Consider the following 24,472-nt stretch of genomic DNA (forward strand, 5'->3'; position numbering starts at 1 on the left):
ACTTTATTTTCGTTCTTTATTTGATTTTCTTCATAATTCTGTCCCAACGGGGTTTCTCCGTAAATTTATCTTCCGAATACCAAATACGGGTAGCCTTACCTACAATATATTCTTCAGGCAACATCCCCCAGTATCTTGAATCTTGTGAATTTGCCATATTATCACCGGAAACAAAATAATAGTTCTTTTTAAAGCGATACTGGATAATCACGCTGTCCCCCAATACTATCTGTCCGTCTTTTATACGTAGTTTCTTCTTCTGTTCCCAACCTATCAACTGCCTGTACAAAAGGCAATTCGTACGGTTCATCATTACTATCTGACCTTTCTTGGGAATCGGCAAAGGTCCGAACTCACAAATAGTCCATCCAATTTGTTTGTCATACGGAAATGTACCTACTACAATGCCATGCTGTTTCGGATACTGTAATCCAGCGAGATATTGTTGAGCCTTATAGTTTCCCAACTGTTCATCACAACCACGTATTTTATAAAATCCTCCCCGAATCTCTAATGTATCTCCCGGCAAAGCAATACAACGCTTTACATAATATTGCATTACATCCATCCGTACACTATCCCAACGATTCATTTGATATGGGAAATTAAAAACCAGTATATCATTTCTCTTGAAATTCCCAAATCCGGGCGTTCGGTGAATAACAACATCCTCATTATTCAAAGCTGCAAACACATCGAACAAACGAGCCCCCTTTATCATCTTATTAACTAATATCCGGTCGCCATCCTTCAACGCCGGTTCCATAGAATCCGAAGGTATCCTGAATGAAGTAAAGCAGAACAGTTGCATCAAGAATAGAACTACTACCATACAGAATATGAAGAATGCTAAATTCTCCAGTATCGCCCAAATTCTCTTTACTTTACTCATAAGTTTCCCTTTAATTGAACCAATTTGTGATAAGCCATCAGTCCTAACACACATTTCACACGTTCGTCATCATTATCCAATAATCCAACAGATGGAAAAGTCATTTTCTTCATTCTTTCCTGCAAATAATCCGCCCACAAGCACAACTGTTTCCAATGCATATCAGCGTAACCGAAATCCTGTTCCGCTTCTACAATAGCAGTTGTCATCATCAACATATTAGACGCCGCTTCTACAGCACAGTCTTCCAATTTTACTTGTTTACTAGCAATAGGATACAAACCTATATCGTAAGGTGGATACTTCTTCACCCAATAAATATCTTCACAATATGCAAATATTGGATTCAACAAGCCTTTCATCCAGTCAGTACAGTTAAAAAACAACAACGTTGGAAAATTTTCATAAGCTTCTCTGACATTACTCAAAGTATCACCAAAACAAAAAAGCTTATTATCCGAGGATAACACAAACCTATGAGAGGATATAAAATTACGATAAGCAGGAAGCATTTGTTCGGCAAAAGCTTTATTCCCTGCTTGAAACGCCTTGATATTCCACCGATAATCCAATTTATTACATTCTGCTTTCAACTCCTGATACCTGTTTCCTACAGACATCATCAATTCTTTTATTTCTCTTGTTCCATCCTTATTCCAAAGTGGGCGTAAACTCTCACCACTATACTGGAAAGTTTTCCCTTCTTCATATCCGAGAAGCAATACCCCCTATTTTCATTTCCCGCACACAATTTTTGAGATAGAATGATATGATTATCTTCACACGAAAAGGTTGTTTCATCTGCTGCCATAGCCAAATACAAACTGTCGGACTTCACAAAACACCAATCCTTATCGACCCAACTATCAATTTTCCTTTTGCCAAACATCCATTCAGTGTCCACGTCGAACAAAACTTCCACCGTATGTTCCTTTTCGCTTTTCGTACGAACCTGATAGGTCAGAAAACCGACAGGCCATCCTGTCATATTCCACTTTTCCGATAAGGAAGGGGAAACAAAGTCAATCTGAAGTTCCACATCTCCACATTGGAAAATAAATTGAGTCTGCGTAGCTTGCACTTCCATTTCTTTCAAAGTTGCCGGTTCTGCATCAGCATATGTTTTATTTTCTATATACAAGCCAAAATCCAACAAGCCGGCACCACCCGTATTACGACAGTATGCAGCCAGAACATTATCTCCATCAACTATTTGACTAACAGCTTCATCAGTCAAGCGTTGACATTTCGTTCGATGCGTAAATCCATTCTCTAACAGAAATCCCCCATTACAAAAAAGCTTTATTTGATCGTCACATACATAACGGGCATACACCTTATGATTCTTCAAAACATCTTTATTGTCCACCTTGATATGCCTGCGAACATAAAAATTTTCCGCTCCCCACAGAGTATGAGCCGGATAATAATATCCCTTTGTCGGACCAAAAGCTCCGTTACCTTCATTCCACAAAGAATCATCATATTCTCTCAATTCCCATCCTTTTCCCGGATACAAAAAAGAATATTTCCCCATCCATCCGATAGTATCCTCTGAAAGAGGAGCTAAAGGAGATATACGCAAAGAATCGTCTCCCATGAAACGATAAGCTTTACCGTCTACACGCAAAAGACCTGTTATCGGGAATACTTTCCCGGTTCTCAACTGCGGATAACTTTTATTTAGCGAATCACCTATTACTTTGATACTAACATCGGGAGTAATCGCCAATAATGTATGTTCAGAAGGAGCAATACCGGAAAGATGCGAAATCTTCTTATCCGAATAAGAACAAGCATATATTAGAGAAATAATACCCGAGATTATAATTATTCTCCATGCCACGACAAGCCTGATATGAGTTCTTATTTCCATAGCTGAGTTCCGTTTTCATAAATAAAGATTCTCTCGTCCAGTCCGCGCGTATGATTTCTCAGAAGTAACAGTGTATTTACGGGAATATCCCGAAATACCAGTGAATCGGCAGTTGCTTTTATTTTTCCGGCAGACTTCCAATCCCGGTCACAATAAAATAACTCATATACATCATCAGGACGAACATAATTATCCCTATTGCGCGGAGTATAGACAATACGGTCTACGCAGACTTTTCTGCCTAAATCAAGTCCTGCCCATCCTCCGGTAGGCTTAAAATAGTCGAAAGAAGTCCATGTTTTCCCGTCAAACACATTGGTATATTCATGCGTTCCGTCATGTTGATAGCATCCGGGAGTCCCTATCACTTTCCCTGACAGAGCAACAGTATCATTCTTCTCATAAAAAGCGACTTCTGAAATATTACATGCGCTTCTGGGTGGACCAAAATATCTTAGATAACGATATTTTTTATCAGACCAACTCTTTACAGTTGTATTCAAACGATTAGGTCTGCCCTGTATTATGAACAAAGTGTCTTTTTCAAAAAAATCAGGATGGTTGCTCCCTTCAAAAACACCGCCTATCATCCGGTCTCTGAACATATTTTCTCTCCCAATATCACACTTGGCATATAATACTACATCTTCCTTCCCCTTTCCTGCAGGATAATAACAGTTCTCATTACTCTGTTTATCAACATAAAAAGGATCGGTCAGAAAGCATAATGTTCCATCCTCATAAGTAGCCACTCTCATAAACGAACCATTCCGTACATACTGAAATGCCAAATGCCCCGCATCATATGCAGTCCAGTCAACAGGAGTCCAACGATCCCTGTCACTGACACATAGATAAGCCATTTTCCCGCTCCGTTTCGTTTTATACTGTTTTTCTAAAGGGATAACCAATTCTTTCTTAAAATTATAGCCATATCCATAAGTTACGTCTGTAAATTTCGGCAAACGCCAAAAAGGATATACTTCTTCACCATACTTTGCCATTTGCTCATACAGGTCTCTATTCACACTAAAAGTATATCTATACACTTTGGAACTGTCATCCCACCGATACCACCAGTTCTTCCGTACAGGTCGCAATTTTTGCGGGAAATCAGTCATATATTCCTCTCCATCCTTATTCCATGTTGTCAACCAAAAATGCCCGGCATTTATGTAACTTCGTACAGGAACAAAATCTATGGCACAAGGAATGCCCAAAGCACGGAATAGATACACAGCAAAATCGGTCACTTCCCTACATGTACCGGATAAGTATTGTACATATTCCGGCCCTATATGTCCAAATGGATAGGGCGTTACAGAAGTATAATAATAGCTCTTATCAGGCAATTTACTTATTAGATAATTAGCGGCAACCACCGGGTCTTCAATATCCAATGAATCAGACATACGTAATGAATCCAGTAACGAATTATATTTGTCATAATACATTTCACGCCAATAAGTTAATGGTTCATCACCTATTCGGTAAGGCAATAAGTACTCACAAAACATTTCAAATGAGATATTCTTTCCCCAAGGTTGTTCCTGCCAAACCTTAAATGCCCAGTCAATATTATGGCATAGGTAGGCAGAATCTATTTCCATAATATCTCGTTTCTTGCTGGGCTCCTTCATAGGACCATATATCTTCTTAATAGAATCAGCTACTTGTTGCGGAGTTTTTCCTTTACTTTTCTTCAGCCATGTATAGTAAGATTTATAATTTTCAAATTGTTCACTATCGGAATAAGTATAAAAAGGAATATTTTCTATAAGGAAACAAGCTGCTTTATATTTTAGGCTGTCTGCCAAATTTATTCGATAATAATGAAGCACCTTTTCTAATTCTTTTCTATTTTCACCAGCCACTTGTAATACTGTTTCCAAAGAAGTAACATACTCTTTTCTAAGAGAGTTTATTATTACTTTTCCAATTAACATGATAACAAGTACAATAACTAAAGTATATTTAAAATTCCTGTTCATACATTTTTAATGAGCATTTCCAGTAACTTTCACTCGTAATGGTGCATTAGATGCATTACAATAAACTGTAATAGTCTTATCAAAACGTTCCGGGCACTCTGATTTATAAATTATTTTCACCTTTGATGTTTCATGAGGGTTAAGTGGTTTCTTAACGTATTTTGCAGTAATACAACCACAAGATGTAATCACATCATTAATTACTAATGGGATTTTTCCAGTATTGCAGATTTCGAATTCTACTTCTTGCTTCTGCTCCCAAGAAAAATTACCCATTTCTATTTGAGACGAAGAAAGTGAAACTGTAGTTAGCGGTTGATTATCCAACATAGATGAGTCTTGTCTACCTGAGATTATATTCCAATAAAGTTCTTTAATACGCGGATTCTGCATCGGATTACCAATTGCCATAACTTTATTATTTTTATCTAATAAAAAAGTTTGGTATTGCATATCAGAAGGAAAGTGGTTTATTTTATTTAAGACATCTAATGTATCAATACAAATTGGATATACGAATCTTTCCACTCTTAAGGTAAGATATATATCACGTCCATTTTTTGGAAAAAAGAAAAATAAAAACTGAACTTTATTAGGATAAATAGAATCAATATTATTAATATAATTGTTCCATTCAGATAAATGTAACTTACAACTGGTACATCCCATAGAGTCTACATATGCTATTATCTTAAATTCACTATCACGTATAGTAAAATTCGAAGCCCTTTCACTTCCTTGAATACTAAAATTAAGATTTTCAGGAAAAATAATCTCTTTATCTATCCATTTCTTTAATATTTTTTCAGCATGTATACTCTTTTCATCTTGACAAGAGAACATACAAATGGAAAGAAAAAATTATATACACAAAATATTTCATAATCAATTCTTACTTAATTTTAACTTATAAAAATGATAGGGATCATTAGAGTCTACACCATAAAAGCAATTCAATAACTCATCTATAAAAAAATAAGATATAGTTTGCCCTAAATGATATATAGCTTTAAATTCTCCATCCCAATTTGCGACTAGTAAACTGGAAGGTGAGTTTACTTCCTTTGTATCCGGACACAACAAATAAATCATATTATTAGTAACATATGCATCTCTTATATGCAAGAATCGTCTCTTTATGTCAGTATCAATAATAGTCTGACAAGGTTCGTAATTCAACAAAATGTCACGAAATAACACACCGTTTTGGTTATAAATACGACAACGCCGTGTCCTATAATAAAACACCAATAAACGACTCCCATCAGGCTTTGCTATAATTTCATGAGCATAAGCTGATTTAAAATCACTGATAGAACTAAAATTTACATGTGTATCTGGATATATGCCTTTAGGTTCTTTTTGTTTTCGAGATAAATTTATCATAAAAAATTCGTTCATTCCTTTATCAAAACAATTGTCAGAATAAGCATACAAATTATCATTTAGCTTAGCAACTCCTAACATTTGTTGTCCCATTATATTATTAAAGAAAGAAGTTGAAAACAACTTCAATGAATCACCTTCAACCCATTTATAAAAATATAATGAATCATTATGAACTAAATAAAATTCATCATTAAACTGCTCCAAAGGGACAATAAACTCAGATTGTTCACCAAAATATGACAGATGTTTCATTTTGGGATAAGAAAATACAGAATAGACAGCATTATCCAAAGTTGAAGTACGTACTAAAATTCTCTCATTATTAAACAAGATACACCGAGGATTAAATTGAGCAGGATACATCGGTAGTTTTTCTAAAGTAACAATAGTATCTTTGGAAAAGATGTTATTGTATACAAGTGGCACTGTAGATGAAGATGGAATACAGCCCACCAAACAAATCCCTCCCCAAATCACTATGGTCAACAATCTAATTCTCATAATTCATATTTAGCCAACACATAATCAGGATCAACTCCTATTGCATATAAAGTATTACTTTTTCTATTAGCTACTATTCTAATTGCAGGCATTCCTATATCCACTATTTTCAACAAGTTACCATTGTAATCATACAAAAACAGTGTATGAGGACACTTACTTATATTGCGACCAACCGTAGATTCGTCTACGGGCTCTTTCTCACGATCCCGTTCTAAAGTAATTATATAATCCTTACTCATACATACATCATACGCTCCAACTATTTTTCTATCAAATATAACTCTATCATCTGCAATAGTATAATTCTTTTTCTTTATTAACTTTCCGTTCCCATTGTAAAACAAAAGTAGAATTTTTTTTTATACAAAGCCAAATATGGAAACTTGAAAGACGAAATCAGAAACAATCCTTCAATTGGATCATAAGATTCATAAATACCAATATGTTCCTTAATTTCAGGGATAGGATAAACACCCCACGATGATTCTTGCCCATTTATTATTGTTCGAAAATAATTTTCCGAACCATTTTCTGTATATTTTATATATAGGTCCTTATCTACTTTTTTCCATCTTCATTTCTTTCTCTTTATCCGACAATTCGCAAAATGGTTCCTGTCCATTTATCAGACTATCAATAGATAAATAACCAACTGTCTTCCCATTTGCATCTATAGCAAAAAGTTTATTATCTACACAATATCTATTAGTCATAGGCGTAATAAATTCTTTAGGACCTTCTCCTACTTTTCCCATTACTCCTAATTCTTCACCAGTTAATGCACTATGCACATGCAAAAAACAGTCTCGAGCAAATGGATCGGACCAAACTAAATAGTCATCAGCCAAAAGTAAATCGCCCGGCATCATGGTAAATATTTCATCATTTAAGACTTGCGATTTCAAAGATAGTCTTTGCACATCTGTTCTATTAGAAGAACAAGAACTAAATATAAAGACCGCAATACTAGCTATTATAATTATATTTTTACACATAGTATTAATTATAAAAGCTACCTTACTAGATAAATACTGATGATTTTCTTTTAAGGTAGCTTAATTCAACTCAATTATTACCAGTGACTACAGCCACTTTTTGTATCACAACTTCTATTAACAGATGCCTGATAAGTATAGTGAATACCATTACATACACAGCATTCTCTACTAGATGAAGGTTCACAATTTCCTCCTGAAGATTCGCCTTGAGCTAACGCCTCCATATTTACCATAGCTAAACCAGACAGCTTCACATCATTTGGTGAAGTAAGCATATTGTATCCCGCAATAGCGGCAATAGCAACAACAGCTATAAGCCCCATTATTTTCTTTTTCATTTTGTAGTTTTTTAATTTGTACTTTTCGTTTTTCTTCTGTATCTATCATTTCAACAGAACAGCAATAGTTTGCTACATTAACTTTTTATTCTTATGTTTGCATCGGAATCTTTTTTAAAGGTTTAGGAGCAGATGATATGTAAGCAAATCCGGCAAGATGGACAAACTCATCATTCTGCTCCTTTAATCATGTTAATTCTCTCATTCAACCAAAGCAAACTTTAGTATTGGCTGATCACTATTTACATCTGTCGCCATTATCGTTTTAGTAGCTTCGTCCACCCAAATACCATATATATAATGGTCAAGTACATATTTACATAACGGTTCTCCTTTCAAACTAAATACATAAATATATTTTCCTCCATCAGAAAGCCTTCCGCTTTGTCTTGCTATTTCCTTAAAAGACGTTCCATGAAATACTGCATAAATGGCACTATCTGTTACTTGTACATCACTAAATCCCATAATACCCGTTGGTATACCATATCCATCTGATATTTTAAATTCAGGTTCACCATGCTCACCTATACGAATAACATGGATATTATCTTTCAAATTATAGACCTCAACAACCTCTCCCAATTGAGTGACTGTCGCCAATATTCCGTTATTAGGATTGTAGTCAAGGAAACTCCTCCATGCTTGGGCTAACGCTGGACGAGCATTTTTCAATGCTTTTTCATCAATAGTCGGAATAATCCCCATCTTATCTATAAGCTTCCCATTACAGTTAACTCGACATAAACGATTTTCACCGGAATAGTCAGGAATAATAAATGTTGTATCATTATATATAGCAAAATCAAGTGGCCGAAGTATATCTTCATCCAATGTTACCGCTTCGTCACGAAGCAGTGAATCACCGGATGAAGAAAAGTCTAACCTAGTTAATTCACTTTTATTGGCATCCAATGTCCAAACTCCATAATTTTGTAAACGAAAGTTTTCCATTGATAACATTTCTGTTGGTGAATCACCACGCTTTCCAAAAGAAGATAAATACTGAAAACCAGGATATTGAAATAAGTGTCCATAATGATCAAGACCATGTAAATCCATCACAATGGCTTTATCCCCTTCTATCCGTATCCGAAAAGGATAACGAAACAAGGCTGTATCAAGCTCTATTACTTCTCCTTTTAGCTCTTTTTCTTGTGGAAATTCAGAATAAGCAAATACATTGTCCGCATATTCTTTATGTTTCTTACTACAAGAAATCAGAAAAAAAAAAAAAAAAAACAGATACTTAATATCACTCTTCAAGGCTATATCCTCCAAAAACATATTTAACCTTAGCATGAGCTATCGGACAATCTACAGATCCTGATCCCAAACATTTATACATATTTGTACCTTCACCCGCAGCTAAAGCCTCTATATTATAATTGAGTAATGTATTGAATGAAACGTGGTGATTAACTGGACGTTTTACTGTTAAATACACCATTATACATAAAAATAAGAATAATACCAGTTTTCTCATATTGTTTTTTGTAATAAGATTAATATGTGAACAAAGGTAGTAAACTGACAAAAAGAAGCTATAAAATGTGGCTGACCATTTCTGACCTACTATAAATTATAATCTAAAGGGACATTACAATTATCTAAAAATTGCCATTTCATCGAGGTTTATAGCTATTAAAAGAATTTTAGATTATAGAACCAATTGATACCCATCTACACATTTTTCTATATCAATAGAAGAATCTAACTCTTTTATGTTAGAACGCAAACGTGCTACCGCTTTATGAATTCGATCATTTGTAGCACTTCCATCAGACCACAGATTCTCACTAATATCACTATTTTTTAAAACATATCCTGTTTCTTCCATTCTAAGAAAAAGCTCCAATAGCTTACTAGGCTGTGGCTGCAAATACTTTTGTCGCCCATTAAACTCTATTACTTTTTGATCTGCATGAAATATAAAACCTTCATGTAATTTATAAGAACGTATAGAAGAACTATCATTCATTTCTTTCACTATTTTTATAATAGGCTTTTCTATAACTTCTTTCTTTCTCATAGAAAATATTTTATTTTGAACAAATAAAATAAATTTATAAATCATATATATACAAACAATGTATATCAATAAACCCCAAATAATTTCCATGTATATTATATTCCATACGGAATAATGAAGATAAGCCATTACCTCTATTTCACAAGCATAGCCTATAGAAACAATAAACACTAAATTTGAGAACTTACGCCATTCACTATAAGAGGTAGATACCGATGTCACATCACCAAACCTATCTACAACGGAAACACATAATGCTGCTTCCATTAAGATACCCGATTCGTTTAAATACTTCTTCCAAATAAGATTTAATGAATCCGGCTGAATGGGATGTTCTTTAAAAGCAATGCTATGCAGCAAACGAACACTAGTATCTGTCGCTATATTATTGTAATGTTTTGCCTTATCTAACTTTAACTTATATACACCTGTAGAATCTGCATAGATTACCGAATCCGGTAATTCTGTAAATCCCACATTTGATACATCCGGAAGAGTAAGCATCAAAGGACCTTCCCTTTCCACATTCCGACTTTTCAGTTCCTGATTAAATGCCTTAATAAAAGCTTCTTTCGCCTCCTCTTTAAGGGTGGATAACTTAGATTCATAAATGTACTTGCAAGCAAAAAAAAATGCAACTCCACCAATACAAGCAATAATAGCTAACAGAATAATATTTTTAGTTCTCATCGTATTTCATTTTATATCCTTTTCAAGCACAAAGATAACATTATTTAAACAAGACAAGTAATATCCATACAATGAATAAACAAGACTCTTGCAATTTTTCACTAGAGAATGAAATATGAACTTTATTAGTCATCGTGAGAAATCTGTTCTATTTTTAAGATTCTCCACTTTTATTTCAAATCAAAAACTGAAGTAAAAAAGAGAAATAAATGTATAAATTAATGCAAGAATATACAATTGCATACTAATAAATGCATAATTAAGGGATAAAAAACGAACTATTCTCCACTAAACGAGCTCTAATCCTTTAAAAGGAACGTATCGTTGATCGGTGAGGAACGACTCTTTTCTCACCGACCAATGAGATGTTCATCGGGATGACTCAATATAACTGACATATTTCTTGCTATTTCAAACTTTATTTTATCAAAAACATATATAGCAAAATACCATAAAAAGACGAATTTACAAACAAATATCCACGATTAGTCATTTATTTCAAACAATGGTTACCATGACAACATACAAACAGAAGCATTATGAATCTTTGTAATCCTTCATCATTCGCATATTTACTTGCACATCATATCTTGGCTCCAAATTCAAACAGAAGAAACGCATAAAGTATCCCATTTTTATGAATGTTCTTATTCTAATATTTCCGTATATAAAAAATCCTATATCACATCTTAGACATGATATAGGATATTAACAATTATATGATAGAAGCAATTGATTGCAGCCTCTTTATTTCCTCTATGGACAAAACAGTAACTTACAAATACCACGAAAGCCTTCAAGAACTACAAAATAGGCTTTATTGCGTAATAAACGCTTCCATAGCCCAATCGAAACGAATATAATTACTCGGCATAGGTTCGTCTCCTTTCTTGTTACCTTATTTCATGCTCTATCACCCACTTTCCCAAAGTCCGTGTTGTACTATCAAAATTCACTCCGACCTTGACAACCTTGTGATGATCTATCTCGTAAGGAATAGCATATTGCTTACTATTAATTTGAGCCAATGCTTCTTCGGGAGTTCCATCTACCTTAAATTCAAATACATAAATTGCATCGGACATCTTTATTACCACGTCAGCCCTGCCAATGGCATTCTTTACTTCTACATCTACATATTGACCCATTAAACGGAATAATAAATAGAAAATAGTCTGATAATGTTTCTCCTGATTGTTCTCCAAATCATAAGGTATAGATGAAAAGAAAGAACGAGTACGAAGAAGACACTGCTCAATATCACCTTTCATCAGGTCTCTTACAAAAGAGACTACATAAAAGTTACTTTCTCGTGTCGGTTGATTGAGATAGAAAGGGATCAACGTCTCAATAAAGCCTATTTTAACTTCTTCGTTGGGATAACCTAATGTATATGTACGAAAGAGAGGTTCATATCCTTTAATAGTCAAATAGCCACTCTGATAAAGCACAGGAATCGGATCGGTAATAACCTCTGTCGCTTTATCAAAATCTTCGTCTTTCACTTCCATCTTTTCCAATAGATTAAGACTGAAGTCCATTCGCTGTAACATTTCAATCAAGAAAGTAGGCGTGCCGGTAGAGAACCAAAAGCTCTTATAATCTTTTTGCGAAAATGCATTGAAAAGGCTGAACGGATTGTAAATATCTTCACAATTCTTGCTGAAATGATAACCGTCATACTGCCGTTTCAAATGCCGACAAGCTTCTTCATAGGTTTCATTATTCGCTTGAGCTATCCTCTCAATATCCGGTTGCATCTGACTTAGCAACTCTTGCTCTGTAATACCACAAATAGCACTATAATCATCGCTCATGCTGATATTCTGCAAGTTATTCAGCTCACTAAATATACTCATCTGACTGAACTTGCTGATTCCTGTCAAAAACAAGAAACGAAGATATTGCCCTTGTGCTTTAAGAGGACTGAAGAACTTCCGCATTTCAGTTCGCAATTGTCCTTGTAAAGCAGAGTCACTATTACTATCCAATAAAGGTGCATCATATTCGTCAATCAATACGACAACCTGCTTTCCTGTCTGTTGATAAATTCGTTGAAGCAAACCGGTTAAACGGGCTGCATAGCTCGTTTCTTCTTCATTTTTCCCATAAGTCCTCTCCCATTCGCTTAGATAAAGATTCAATTGCTCTTGCAAATCTTCGATAGTGGTATATTTTGTTCTGCTGAAATCAATATGCAACACAGGATAGACAGTCCATTCCTGTTCCAACTGTTCTATTGCCAGTCCTTTAAATAAATCTTTTTTCCGGAGAAATAAGCTTCTAGAGTAGAGACTAGAAGACTTTTTCCAAAGCGGCGGGGACGGCTAAGAAAATACACAGTATCAGTATGGACTAATTGATAAACCAATGCGGTTTTATCAATATATACACAATTCATATTACGTAACTGCTCAAAATTCTGTATCCCGATAGGATATCTTCTGAATATCTCTTTCATATAAACCTAATGCATTAGTTGAAACATGAACAAAGATAATGTTTTTACGCGTATCTTACACAGATAGAGACTGAATTTGTTATTTCTAACCGTATCATTGTTGTATTGAAAATGAAAGTTGCTATCTATCATTCATTATCAACGAGAAGTATTATCACTTTTCACTCATTCACAATGAGCAATTTTAGCATTTTATATTCGTTTATAATGAGAAGTTTTATATCTTTGCAATCAAAAGCCCAGTTATCATGAAAGAATTATTAAAGCATATCATATTCGACCAGCGTGAAAAAGACATATCCCAAATGATAGAAAGGGATATTGACATGAGTTGTGTAAACAATCCCGAAGTGCTAGTCATATCTGGTATAAGAAGATGCGGAAAATCTGTTCTTTTACAGCAAATACGTTCGCAACAGTCAGAACAAGACTTTTACATGAATTTTGATGATGAGCGGCTTATCAACTTCAAAGTCGATGATTTTCAAACCTTATATGAAGCTTTCATCGAATTGTTTGGAGAACAAAAAACATTTTATTTTGATGAAATACAGAATATTCCCGGTTGGGAAAGATTTGTAAGAAGGTTGCATGACAGTGGATGTAAGGTATTTGTTACAGGCTCTAATGCCAATATGCTAAGTAGAGAATTAGGCACACACCTCACCGGACGTTATTGCCAAATTGAACTATACCCTTTCTCATTTCCCGAATTTCTAAAAATGAAGGAAGCATATCCGCAACAAAAGGACTTTTATACTACTACCGGAAAAAGTATGCTAAAAAAACACTTCGACGAATACTTGAAAACTGGCGGTTTTCCCCGTTATATAAAAGACCGGAACAACAATTACCTATCCACTCTTTATGAGAATATTATTTATAAAGACATTGTCACTCGAAACAAACTAAATGGTGAAAGAGAATTGCTGGAAATGGTTTATTACTTAGCCAGCAATGCTACGAAACGTTTCTCGTACAGTTCGTTAGCAAAAACGATAGGTATCAAACATACGGAAACAGTCAAAAACTATCTGGAATATCTTGAAAATACTTATCTGCTATTTCAGGTAATGAAGTTCGACTGGTCTGTAAAAAAACAGATGAACAACCAAAAGAAAGTGTATTTCATAGATAATGCCATTATTGGCAAAGTGGGATTCAATGCGACCGACAACATCGGGCAATTACTTGAGAATTTGGTATTTATAGAAATAAAGCGCCAGGGAAAAGATATCTATTATCATAATGACGGAATAGAGTGCGACTTCATTATGCGTGAAAACGGACATATTGTATCTGCCTGCCAAGTCACCCGTTCGATGAAAGATGAAAAAACAAGGCAGCGTAAAATAAATGGATTAATTTCCGCACTCAATACCTATAATCTCACCGAAGGAATAATTTTGACTGATGACGAAACCGAGGAAATAACTATCGGCAACAAAACAATACATATAATTCCTATATGGAGATGGCTATTAAAATAGTGACGCTATCCCACCAACATAGTGACGGTATATGCTTAGGATAGCGTCACTATTCCAGGCATATACCGTCACTATGTTTGAACCGGATATTCCGGGCTGTTATTTCTAGTTTCCGCGCTGTGTAGGCAGAGTAAATTCTTGCGAATCACAAATCACTCCATTCTCGTCCGCCACTGCGACACGGAATGTCACTTCACCGTCTTTCAATTTTTCACCTGCATGAATGGAAGCGGTATAACGGATGCCTTCACCCGGAAGAATTTCCTCCACCATCACGGAAGGAGAAATGCCGAGATGCTTCACCTTCCCCACCGTTTCTACCACAGGAACTACATTATAAACTGGATTTCTCCCTTCATTCATAATCTCAAAGATTATCTTGCTATTTTCTCCCGCATCAATCACATGACTGCGATTATCATCTATAAAACGGATCTTGCGCAACTTCAGTTGAGAAATAGGCTGTTGCACCTGTGGCTGCTTCTTATATTTTTGCACACGGACTTCCCTCACTTCAGGAATATACGCATCTTCCTCTATTTGCTCTTGTCTTGGCGCCGTCAACGCGTTTCCAATAGCCGCACCGGCAATGGTTCCCACAATATTCCCAATAGCAGAACCACGGTAACCGCCTCTCCAACCACGATTATTATCTCCGATAAGTCCACCTATCGAACCTCCCAGACTACCTCCGATAGAAGCACCTGCCATGATAGCTCCCGGATTTCCCATACGCCCCGACGCACATCCACTCAAAATCAAAGCGGAAAGCAAAATTACTGTTAGTTGTTTCTTCATGAGTCTCTCTATTTAGTGTTATTATTTATTCTACCACTTTAAAACGAGCGAAACGTAATAATAGTTGTTTGTCTCCCGCATTTTTAAAATGAATAGTTGCTTTCGCATTGTCTCCCGTTCCTTCTACTTTAATCACTTCACCCAATCCGAAACGTTCGTGCTCTATCATCTGTCCGGCCTGTACTCCTGCTACCGATGCCGAAGTGGAAGAGGTTGCCTGTGCACCGTTACTTGGGCTAACAGTACTAACTTTCTTCAAATTCCTCGGTACGCTGGGAGCAATGATCTGTGCTTTCGGACGTTGCTGTAAGGAAGCGCGGAAACGTCCCGCACCTTCATCGACAGCACGGCTCACTCCTGCCTCATGCGGCAGTTGCAAGTAATGAACATCGATATCACGCAAGAAACGACTGGGGCTTCCAAATTCCATCTTTCCATAACGGAAACGGGTTTTGGCAAAAGACAGATAACAATGTTCCTCCGCACGAGTAATTGCTACATAGAACAAACGACGTTCTTCTTCCAGTGCCCGGGGAGAATCTCCTACCATCCCACTGGGAAACAGGTTTTCTTCCAGACCGACCACAAATACATTCTTAAACTCCAATCCTTTAGCCGAATGGACTGTCATCAACGTTATCTTTTCTCCATCATCCGCCTTATCGGAATCCTGATCGGTAAGCAATGCAATCTCCGAAAGGAAATCGGTAAGAGACACATTCGGGTTACCCTCCTCCTGCCGCAAAGCGCAGAAGTCGTTGATACCATTCACCAACTCTTCTATATTTTCCTTACGGCTTAGATTCTCGGGGGATGTGTCCTGACAGACATCATTGATAATGCCGGACTGACGGATGATATTCGTTCCCATTTCATAAGCGTTCTTATCCGCCTGATCGACAATGAAACTTTCTATCAATTCACGAAAGCCTTGCAGTTTCGCATGCGTTCCTTTATTTATATCCAACCCATAAGTTAATGGCTCGCAGAGTGCCGCCCAAAGACTTACACCATGATCGGTAGCCGCCGATATAATCTTCCCGACCGTCGTATCTCCAATGCCACGCGCCGGATAATTAATGATTCGCTTGAATGCTTCTTCATCATTCGGATTCACTACCAAACGGAAATAAGCAATCACATCTTTTATCTCTTTTCGCTGGTAGAACGAAAGTCCTCCGTAAATCTTATAAGGTATACTTCGTTTCCGAAGAGCCTCTTCAAAAATACGGCTTTGTGCATTCGTACGATACAGGATAGCAAAATCAGCATATCCGTAGCGATACTCCCGACGCAGTTCTGCAATCTTATTAGCTACAATATCACCCTCTTCCACATCGCTATATGCCTGAAACACACCGATAGGTTCCCCCTTTTCTTTCTCTGAAAACACGGCTTTCCGTATCTGACGTTCATTCTTCTCAATCAGGCTGTTGGCAGCACAAACAATGGTTTGCGTGGAACGGTAATTCTGCTCCAGTTTAAAGACTTTCGTATTGGGGTAGATTTTTGTAAAATAGAGAATATTGTCAATATCCGCCCCACGGAAAGAATAGATACTTTGCGCATCGTCTCCCACTACACAGACCCGTTGATTTTCTTTAGTCAGTTGCAGGACAATGCTATGCTGCGCATAATTCGTATCCTGATACTCATCTACCAGCACATAACGGAACTGATCCCGGTAGCGTGCCAACACTTCCGGAAAGTCACGGAATAAAATATAGGTGTACACCAGTAAATCATCGAAATCCATTGCACCTGCCTGACGACATCTGTCCCAATAACGGGTATAGATATCACGGATAGCAGGCATCTTGGCGGCCATATCTCCTTCGTAGGCCTCTTTATTGGCAGCATACCCCGTGGGAGTAACCAGATGGTTCTTGGCATTGGAGATGCGTGCTTGCACTACTCCCGGCTTATACGTTTTCTCGTCCAATCCCATCTCCTTGATGATGGAGCGAAGCAGACTCTTACTATCAGCCGTATCATAGATGGTGAACTGGGAAGTAAAACCGATATATTGTGCTTCGGCACGAAGAATCCGTGAGAAGATGGAATGGAAAGTTCCCATCCACAAATAACGTGCCCGTTCCATACCGACCTGACGGGCAATACGCTCTTTCATCTCACGTGCAGCCTTATTGGTAAAGGTTAATGCAAGGATATTCCATGGATTATACCCGTTCTCCTGCTCCAGCAAGTAAGCGATTTTATAAGTCAATACACGCGTTTTTCCCGAACCGGCACCGGCTATCACCAGTGAAGGACCGTCATTATAAGTCACTGCTGCACACTGACTCTCGTTTAATTCCTCTATATAATTGGTATTCATAACAGCATTATAAAAACTATGTGGATTTTTAACAAACCCTTGGCACTCAAATTTGTTCTCAATACAAAAGTATAATATTCATTCGAGAATGAAGGTATTTTTATGAATTTTCATCACTAACTATTTTAACCTAACACCAAAAAGCAATGAAAAGAAGTATATTTTTATCGATTATTTTGAGTTTGTTTCTGGTTGCCTGCATCCCACAGGCAATGGCACAAAAGCAGAGCCGCCTGGAAAAGCTGCTAAGGTATCTGAACGATAATGACGCCGACAAATGGCAGAAGAACCGTGATAAGATAGACACCGAGACTCAAAGCTATTACGCCGAAGAACTGGCATTATTGGATGTGCTCAACGAATTATGGAACGAGCAAAGCGAACAAGCCGCCGCCAATTATTTCGGATGCTATGAAAAGGCTGCGAAAGCCTATTTCCCGAATATCTGCGAAGAAGAGAAGATACAACTTTCCAACGTGCAAGACAAAGCGGAACAAGCTGTCATCTCTGTTCTGGAGGCTTCGAAAGACCAGATTCCTTTTAGCAAGACATTGATGGACAGCATCCAGTCAAGCGGTTATCCGGCAGACTCCGCCATTTTACAAAAGGTACGGGACATCCGTGAAATGGCCTTACTGGAAGGTATGCTGAAAACACCCACGCAGAATATTTATCAAACGTACATCACGGAATATCCGAACGGCAAATTTATCTCTCAAATCAACGCTGCGGAAAACAAACGGCTTTACCGGATCGTAAAGAGTAATCCGACATCGGAGAATTTCAAGGCATTCTTTGATAACGCTGATATGCAGAAATTTTTCACTGATAAAGATACGCGTCCATTCCTTCCGGAAGTTCGCACGCTATACGACGATTTTCTGTTTCAAGGGATCGACAGCCTCCGGGAAAAAGGAAATGCGACAGCCATCCGGCAGATCATTGACGAGTATAAGCAATCACCTTACCTGACTTCCACTGCGCGTACTCATCTGGATGATCTTGAATATCTTAGTGAAAAGGCTGATTTCGAGCTTTTAAAAGCTGCCATTGTCAGTTCCGAATCATTGAGCATGCTGCAGGATTTTCTTTGCACACACAGGTACAAGGAATTTCGTGACCAGGCCAATGCACTACGGACACCGTTTATCCTACAAACAATCGTATCCACCCCTACCTCTGTGAAATACTATAATGGAGGACGATTGATAAAGTCTGCGGAAAATGACAGTACAGGAAATATATCGACCACTTATTCGTATGACGATAAGGGACAGCTCATTTCCACCCTGTCGCTTACCATAAAAAACGGTCAGCCAAGCAATGAAATACAAACGAACAGATTATACGATCCGCAAGGCCACTGCATCTTTGAAGTGCAAACGAATCCGAAAACCAAAACGGACCTCTACCGGCGGACACGCCGTATCGGTACGGATGGAAGTATCGAGAGTGATTCACTCAAGTATACAGACGGAAGAGTTATCATAAGTTCCTATGATAAACAGGGGTTATTGACCGAAACCAAAGAGTATAATAAGAATGGAGAACTTCAGGCGTACACCGCAAACAAATATGATGATAAGGGCAGATTGATTTCATCGCAACATCAAAATTTGCTTTTCGCCAACTCTCCGGATCAGATTATATCACAAAAAGATGCTTATGAATACGATAAATACGGCTATCTGACACAGATCGTCTACCAACGGATTTTGGGCAATAACCAGAAAACATCCGGATGCCTGATCTGCCTGTACGATAAATACGGAAACCGGATCGATAGTAATTCTTATTATGAATATGACAATACGGGCCAATGGACCTGCCGTACCAACCGTGATCATCCGAAAGATGTGGAACGTATACAGTACATTTATAAATAAAGCAAGATAGTGTGAACATTTTGCAGAGGGCTTCTGTTATTATAGTATAACAAGCCGATTAAAACTTGTAACATTATGAATACTATATTAATGTCTTTAATTATGATGACCATGACTTACGAAATGCCTAAACTTCCTTATGCAAACAATGCATTGGAACCTGTAATCAGTCAGCAAACAATAGATTTCCATTACGGAAAACATCTACAAACGTATGTAAATAATCTGAATAGCCTCGTGCCCGGTACAGAATATGAAGGTAAAACGGTAGAAGAAATCGTTGCAGCCGCACCGGATGGAGCTATTTTCAATAACGCCGGACAAGTATTGAATCACAATCTGTACTTCCTGCAATTTGCCCCGAAACCTTCGAAAAAGGAGCCAACCGGCAAACTGGGAGAAGCCATCAAACGTGACTTCGGCAGCTTTGAAAACTTCAAGAAAGAATTCAATGCAGCAGCAGTCGGATTGTTCGGTTCAGGATGGGCCTGGCTATCCGTAGATAAAGACGGTAAACTGAAAATCACTAAAGAAGTGAACGGAAGCAACCCAGTACGCGCCGGTTTGAAACCGCTTCTCGGATTTGACGTTTGGGAACACTCTTATTATCTGGATTACCAAAACCGCCGTGCCGACCATGTTAACGCCCTGTGGGATATCATCGACTGGGATGTGGTTGAAAAAAGAATGTAATCGGATTTCATAGACTAAACTATACTTATGAAAAGGTCGTTGTGTATTTCACAGCGACCTTTTTACAGATTAAAAAAACTGACTTTTATTGTATATCAGACGCATTAGTTGTATTTTTGCAACTAATAATCCAACATAACAAACAATTATGATACTATATAAAAGAAAAAAAATACGATTTATCGTCTCCATTGCAATCCTTTTCTTCCCCCTTTTTTGCAATGCTTCCACCACAGAAGAATCTGCGGGAGAAATTCTGTTCATCACCTCTTATAATTCGGATACTAAATATACCTACGACAACATCAGTACATTTATAGAAACTTACACCCGATTGGGAGGAAAATACTCGACCATCGTAGAAAACATGAATGCAACAGACTTAACGCAGGCACACCAATGGAAAAAAACATTAACCGATATTCTGGATAAGCATCCGAAAGCTAAATTAGTGATTCTTCTGGGTGGGGAAGCATGGAGCAGTTTCCTCCATCTTGAAGATGAAAAATACAAGCAGCTTCCTGTTTTTTGCGCAATGGCATCACGCAACGGAATCCGTATTCCGGAGGATTCGATCGATATCCGAGACTATAATCCAGTAAGTATCGACTTAACGGAACGAATGAAAGAATATAATGTAAAATACTGTAATTCATACGAATACAATATCAGCAAAGACATAGAAATGATACAGGATTTCTATCCGGATACCGAGCATCTGGTATTTGTATCGGATAATACATACAACGGACTTGCCGAACTGGCATGGTTCAAGAAAAACCTGCAGCATTTCCCGCAGTTATCTATCACTTACATCGACGGTCGCATCCATACACTTGATATGGCTGTCAATCAATTGCGCAATCTTCCCAGAAACACGGCAATGTTACTTGGCATCTGGAGAATCGACAGCCGGGGTATCACCTACATGAGCAACTCTGTTTATGCTTTCTCCAAAGCCAATCCTCTCCTGCCTGTGTTCAGTATGACTTCCACTGCCATTGGTTACTGGGCTATCGGAGGATATGTCCCGCAATATGAAGGAGTGGGAAAAAGCATGGGAGAATATGCTTACCGTTTTTTAGACCAGAAGGAAACTGATATCAGCAGTATCAATATCTTGCCCAACAGATATAAATTTGATGCGAAGAAACTAAAAGAATGGGGATTTGAAGACAAGAAGTTACCTGTCAACTCAATGGTCATCAATCAGCCCATCCCGTTCTTTGTAGCTTACAAGACAGAAGTGCAGTTCATCCTGATCATATTTCTCGTATTAGTAGGAAGCCTGATGATTTCCTTGTATTACTATTACCGGACTAGAATCCTGAAGAACCACCTTGAAAAAACGACGAAACAATTACGGGAAGATAAAAAGAAGCTGGAAGAGTCTGAAGTTGAATTACGTGACGCCAAGGAACGTGCCGAAGAAGCCAATCAGTTGAAAAGTGCCTTTGTTTCGAATATGAGCCACGAGATACGGACACCTTTAAATGCCATTGTCGGTTTCTCCAGCCTGATTATCGGCTCTGTTGAGCAAAATAAGGAACTGAAAGAATACGCAGATATTGTCCAGACCAATTCTAATTTACTGCTACAATTGATTAGTGACGTACTGGATATATCACGTCTGGAATCAGGGAAACTGCAATTCAATTATGAATGGTGTGAGCTGGTGAACCATTGCCAGAATATGATTACCCTGACCAACCGGAACAAGACAATGGATGTAGACATCAAACTTCAAATGCCTAAAGAACCCTATAAGCTCTACACAGACCCGTTACGCCTGCAACAGATTATTATCAATCTACTGAATAATGCTCTGAAATTCACTCCCGCCGGAGGAAGTATCACGCTGGATTATAAAGTGGATGAGGAAAAGCAATGTATGCTGTTCTCCGTGACTGATACCGGCACAGGAATCCCCGAAGACAAGCAGGAACTCGTATTCCAACGTTTCGAAAAGCTGAATGAATTCATGCAGGGTACGGGATTGGGACTGGCCATCTGCAAACTGACCATCCAATATATGGGAGGTGATATCTGGATTGACAAAAGCTATAAGAATGGTGCCCGGTTTATCTTTTCCCATCCCATCAAAAAACAAAAATCAACAGAAAAATGAAAAAAAATCGGATGATTTAGTGTTTTTCTGTTTCTTTTTCGCTTACTTTGCCCCTGTAAAGACAAAGGGGTGCCCCTCGAGGGGCTGAGATTATACCCTAGGAACCTGATGCAGTTAGTACTGACGTAGGGATTGTGTTTCTTCGTTATCGCCTTTCCATTCAAGCACGCTCTTTGTATTTACTTTCAATTTATTTATTCTGATAGGACAATGAAAGTACAAGTGAACAACAAAGAGGTGGAAATTATTCCTGATTCTACCCTTACACAACTGACAGCACAGCTCGAACTTCCTGTTCAAGGCATTGCTATCGCCGTAAACAACAAAATGATTCCCCGTACCGAATGGGAAGGTTTCATATTGCATGAGAACGACAACCTGGTGATTATCAAAGCTGCTTGCGGAGGATAAGGGAATGGTCAGTCTACAATTTATCACGCATCAGACCGAACGGTATTCGTACCTCGAATCGGCACGTATGGCACTCGAAGGAGGGTGCAAATGGATCCAGCTACGCATGAAAGACGCTTCTCCCGAAGAAGTGGAGGCAGTAGCCTTGCAACTGAAACCGCTCTGCAAAGAACACGAAGCGATCTTGATTCTGGACGACCACGTCGAACTGGCGCAAAAGCTGGAAGTGGACGGTGTGCATCTGGGTAAAAAAGATATGCCTATCGACCAAGCTCGCCAGATACTTGGAGAAGCCTTCATTATCGGCGGCACCGCAAATACATTCGAAGATGTCGTACAGCACTACCGTGCCGGAGCCGATTATCTCGGCATCGGTCCTTTCCGGTTTACCACCACTAAAAAGAATTTAAGCCCTGTACTGGGATTGGAAGGTTATTCCTCCATCCTTTCACAGATGAAAAAGGCGAATATCGAAATCCCCGTAGTAGCGATTGGAGGAATCACTTATGAGGATATCCCTGCCATACTTCATACAGGAGTCAACGGGATAGCCCTGTCGGGAACCATTCTCGGAGCGGACAATCCGGTAGAAGAGACACGTAGAATCATTGATTCACCACAGAGTACACAGAGTTTTTCGTTCTTTCCTAAAACAGAATGATAAACACATATACTCTGTGTAACTCCATAATGAATAAGAAATCATCAGACCTCCGTGTCCTCTGCGTCCTCTGTGGTGAACTCATAAATTAGCATTTAAATAATCAACTAAAATACATAAAATGGAAAAGTTAGTAATTGCGGGACGCGAATTTAACTCCCGTCTTTTCCTGGGAACAGGAAAATTCAATTCCAATGAAGTAATGGAACAAGCTATTCTGGCTTCAGGCACGGAAATGGTTACTGTTGCCATGAAACGAATCGACATGGACAACAAAGAGGATGACATGCTGAAACATATTATCCATCCGAATATTCAGCTATTGCCCAATACTTCCGGTGTACGTAATGCAGAAGAGGCTGTTTTTGCCGCACAGTTGGCTCGCGAAGCCTTTGGAACAAACTGGTTGAAACTGGAAATTCACCCGGACCCGCGTTATCTGCTCCCTGACTCTATCGAGACACTGAAAGCTACGGAAGAACTGGTAAAACTAGGTTTTATCGTGTTGCCTTATTGTCAGGCTGACCCCGTACTCTGCAAACGTCTGGAAGAGGCGGGCGCAGCTACCGTTATGCCACTCGGTGCACCAATCGGTACTAATAAAGGATTGCAGACCAAAGAATTCCTGCAAATCATAATCGAACAGGCAGGTATCCCGGTGGTCGTAGATGCGGGTATCGGTGCACCCAGTCATGCTGCCGAAGCAATGGAACTGGGAGCTTCCGCTGTATTAGTAAATACTGCAATAGCCGTTGCCGGAAATCCGGTAGAAATGGCAAAAGCATTCAAAGCGGCTACAGAAGCCGGAAGACAGGCTTACGAAGCAGGATTAGGATTACAAGCCGTAGACTTCGTGGCAGAAGCAAGTTCACCTCTAACGGCTTTTCTTGATTAAA

The 24,472-nt window shown here is 38.2% G+C and carries 19 protein-coding genes, 2 pseudogenes and 1 riboswitch; of the genes and pseudogenes, 7 read left to right on the plus strand and 14 right to left on the minus strand.

Translation table 11 applies throughout. From position 1 onward, the window contains the following. Positions 1-16: 16 nt before the first annotated feature. The 12 genes and pseudogenes from lepB to NXX38_RS20350 all read right to left on the minus strand — a co-directional run bounded on the left by lepB (position 17) and on the right by NXX38_RS20350 (position 13,171). The gene (gene lepB / locus NXX38_RS20295) at positions 17-892 is read right to left on the minus strand and encodes a signal peptidase I (protein ID WP_195649588.1); all 876 of its coding nucleotides are present in this window, start codon (positions 890-892) and stop codon (positions 17-19) included. Next, positions 889-2,768, minus strand: a pseudogene (locus NXX38_RS20300) (glutaminase domain-containing protein). Before NXX38_RS20300 ends, lepB begins: the two are co-directional and overlap by 4 nt. Beyond that, complete coding sequence (locus NXX38_RS20305) at positions 2,759-4,714, minus strand: transglutaminase domain-containing protein (RefSeq protein WP_409012886.1); 1,956 nt, start codon at positions 4,712-4,714, stop codon at positions 2,759-2,761. The pseudogene NXX38_RS20300 and the gene NXX38_RS20305 overlap by 10 nt, the downstream one beginning before the upstream one ends. Before the next feature lie 51 nt (positions 4,715-4,765). Beyond that, the gene (locus NXX38_RS20310) at positions 4,766-5,602 is read right to left on the minus strand and encodes a DUF1573 domain-containing protein (RefSeq protein ID WP_258980859.1); all 837 of its coding nucleotides are present in this window, start codon (positions 5,600-5,602) and stop codon (positions 4,766-4,768) included. A 42-nt stretch (positions 5,603-5,644) separates the two neighbouring features. Next, the gene (locus tag NXX38_RS20315) at positions 5,645-6,649 is read right to left on the minus strand and encodes a hypothetical protein (RefSeq protein WP_195649592.1); all 1,005 of its coding nucleotides are present in this window, start codon (positions 6,647-6,649) and stop codon (positions 5,645-5,647) included. Then, a complete protein-coding gene (locus tag NXX38_RS20320; RefSeq protein WP_258980862.1) occupies positions 6,646-6,996 on the minus strand; it encodes a hypothetical protein in 351 nt (116 codons plus the stop codon). The genes NXX38_RS20315 and NXX38_RS20320 overlap by 4 nt, the downstream gene beginning before the upstream one ends. A gap of 210 nt (positions 6,997-7,206) precedes the next feature. Continuing rightward, positions 7,207-7,647 (minus strand): hypothetical protein, encoded by a 441-nt coding sequence (locus NXX38_RS20325; protein WP_258980863.1) that lies wholly within the window; start codon positions 7,645-7,647, stop codon positions 7,207-7,209. A 77-nt stretch (positions 7,648-7,724) separates the two neighbouring features. Continuing rightward, positions 7,725-7,988 (minus strand): NVEALA domain-containing protein, encoded by a 264-nt coding sequence (locus NXX38_RS20330; RefSeq protein WP_195649593.1) that lies wholly within the window; start codon positions 7,986-7,988, stop codon positions 7,725-7,727. 201 nt (positions 7,989-8,189) lie between these two features. After that, positions 8,190-9,275 carry a TolB-like 6-bladed beta-propeller domain-containing protein gene (locus NXX38_RS20335; protein ID WP_258980872.1) on the minus strand — a complete coding sequence of 362 codons (1,086 nt, stop codon included), beginning with the start codon at positions 9,273-9,275 and terminating at the stop codon, positions 8,190-8,192. Next, a complete protein-coding gene (locus tag NXX38_RS20340; protein ID WP_195649595.1) occupies positions 9,244-9,474 on the minus strand; it encodes an NVEALA domain-containing protein in 231 nt (76 codons plus the stop codon). The genes NXX38_RS20335 and NXX38_RS20340 overlap by 32 nt, the downstream gene beginning before the upstream one ends. A gap of 174 nt (positions 9,475-9,648) precedes the next feature. Then, positions 9,649-10,710, minus strand: coding sequence for a helix-turn-helix domain-containing protein (locus NXX38_RS20345; RefSeq protein WP_195649596.1), 1,062 nt, complete (start codon positions 10,708-10,710; stop codon positions 9,649-9,651). Between the two features lie 893 nt (positions 10,711-11,603). Then, positions 11,604-13,171: pseudogene (locus tag NXX38_RS20350) on the minus strand (ATP-binding protein). 248 nt (positions 13,172-13,419) lie between these two features. Here NXX38_RS20350 and NXX38_RS20355 point away from each other — a divergent pair. Beyond that, complete coding sequence (locus NXX38_RS20355; RefSeq protein ID WP_195649597.1) at positions 13,420-14,661, plus strand: ATP-binding protein; 1,242 nt, start codon at positions 13,420-13,422, stop codon at positions 14,659-14,661. Positions 14,662-14,766: 105 nt separating this feature from the next. Here the strand turns inward: NXX38_RS20355 and NXX38_RS20360 are convergent, their stop codons facing one another. Both NXX38_RS20360 and NXX38_RS20365 read right to left on the minus strand, forming a co-directional pair. Then, entirely contained in the window at positions 14,767-15,459 is a 693-nt protein-coding gene (locus NXX38_RS20360; RefSeq protein WP_148366967.1) for a glycine zipper family protein, read from the minus strand. Between the two features lie 25 nt (positions 15,460-15,484). Beyond that, positions 15,485-17,797 (minus strand): ATP-dependent helicase, encoded by a 2,313-nt coding sequence (locus tag NXX38_RS20365; protein WP_195649598.1) that lies wholly within the window; start codon positions 17,795-17,797, stop codon positions 15,485-15,487. A 146-nt stretch (positions 17,798-17,943) separates the two neighbouring features. Here NXX38_RS20365 and NXX38_RS20370 point away from each other — a divergent pair, with 146 nt between their 5' ends. The 6 genes from NXX38_RS20370 to NXX38_RS20395 all read left to right on the plus strand — a co-directional run bounded on the left by NXX38_RS20370 (position 17,944) and on the right by NXX38_RS20395 (position 24,471). After that, complete coding sequence (locus NXX38_RS20370; RefSeq protein WP_258980878.1) at positions 17,944-19,683, plus strand: RHS repeat domain-containing protein; 1,740 nt, start codon at positions 17,944-17,946, stop codon at positions 19,681-19,683. 75 nt (positions 19,684-19,758) lie between these two features. After that, positions 19,759-20,376, plus strand: a complete 618-nt coding sequence (locus tag NXX38_RS20375) for a superoxide dismutase (RefSeq protein ID WP_148366970.1) — start codon at positions 19,759-19,761, stop codon at positions 20,374-20,376. Between the two features lie 148 nt (positions 20,377-20,524). Next, the gene (locus tag NXX38_RS20380; RefSeq protein ID WP_258980880.1) at positions 20,525-22,504 is read left to right on the plus strand and encodes a HAMP domain-containing sensor histidine kinase; all 1,980 of its coding nucleotides are present in this window, start codon (positions 20,525-20,527) and stop codon (positions 22,502-22,504) included. Positions 22,505-22,559: 55 nt separating this feature from the next. Continuing rightward, a riboswitch (TPP riboswitch) is annotated at positions 22,560-22,653 on the plus strand. Positions 22,654-22,714: 61 nt separating this feature from the next. Beyond that, a complete protein-coding gene (gene thiS, locus NXX38_RS20385; RefSeq protein ID WP_148366972.1) occupies positions 22,715-22,915 on the plus strand; it encodes a sulfur carrier protein ThiS in 201 nt (66 codons plus the stop codon). 4 nt (positions 22,916-22,919) lie between these two features. Further along, complete coding sequence (locus tag NXX38_RS20390; RefSeq protein ID WP_195649600.1) at positions 22,920-23,576, plus strand: thiamine phosphate synthase; 657 nt, start codon at positions 22,920-22,922, stop codon at positions 23,574-23,576. Positions 23,577-23,697: 121 nt separating this feature from the next. After that, positions 23,698-24,471: a thiazole synthase gene (locus NXX38_RS20395; protein WP_004295706.1), complete on the plus strand. Its 774-nt coding sequence runs from the start codon at positions 23,698-23,700 to the stop codon at positions 24,469-24,471. Position 24,472: the final 1 nt, after the last annotated feature.

The organism is Bacteroides sp. BFG-637, assembly GCF_024793605.1.
Taxonomy (GTDB): Bacteria; Bacteroidota; Bacteroidia; order Bacteroidales; family Bacteroidaceae; genus Bacteroides; species Bacteroides vicugnae.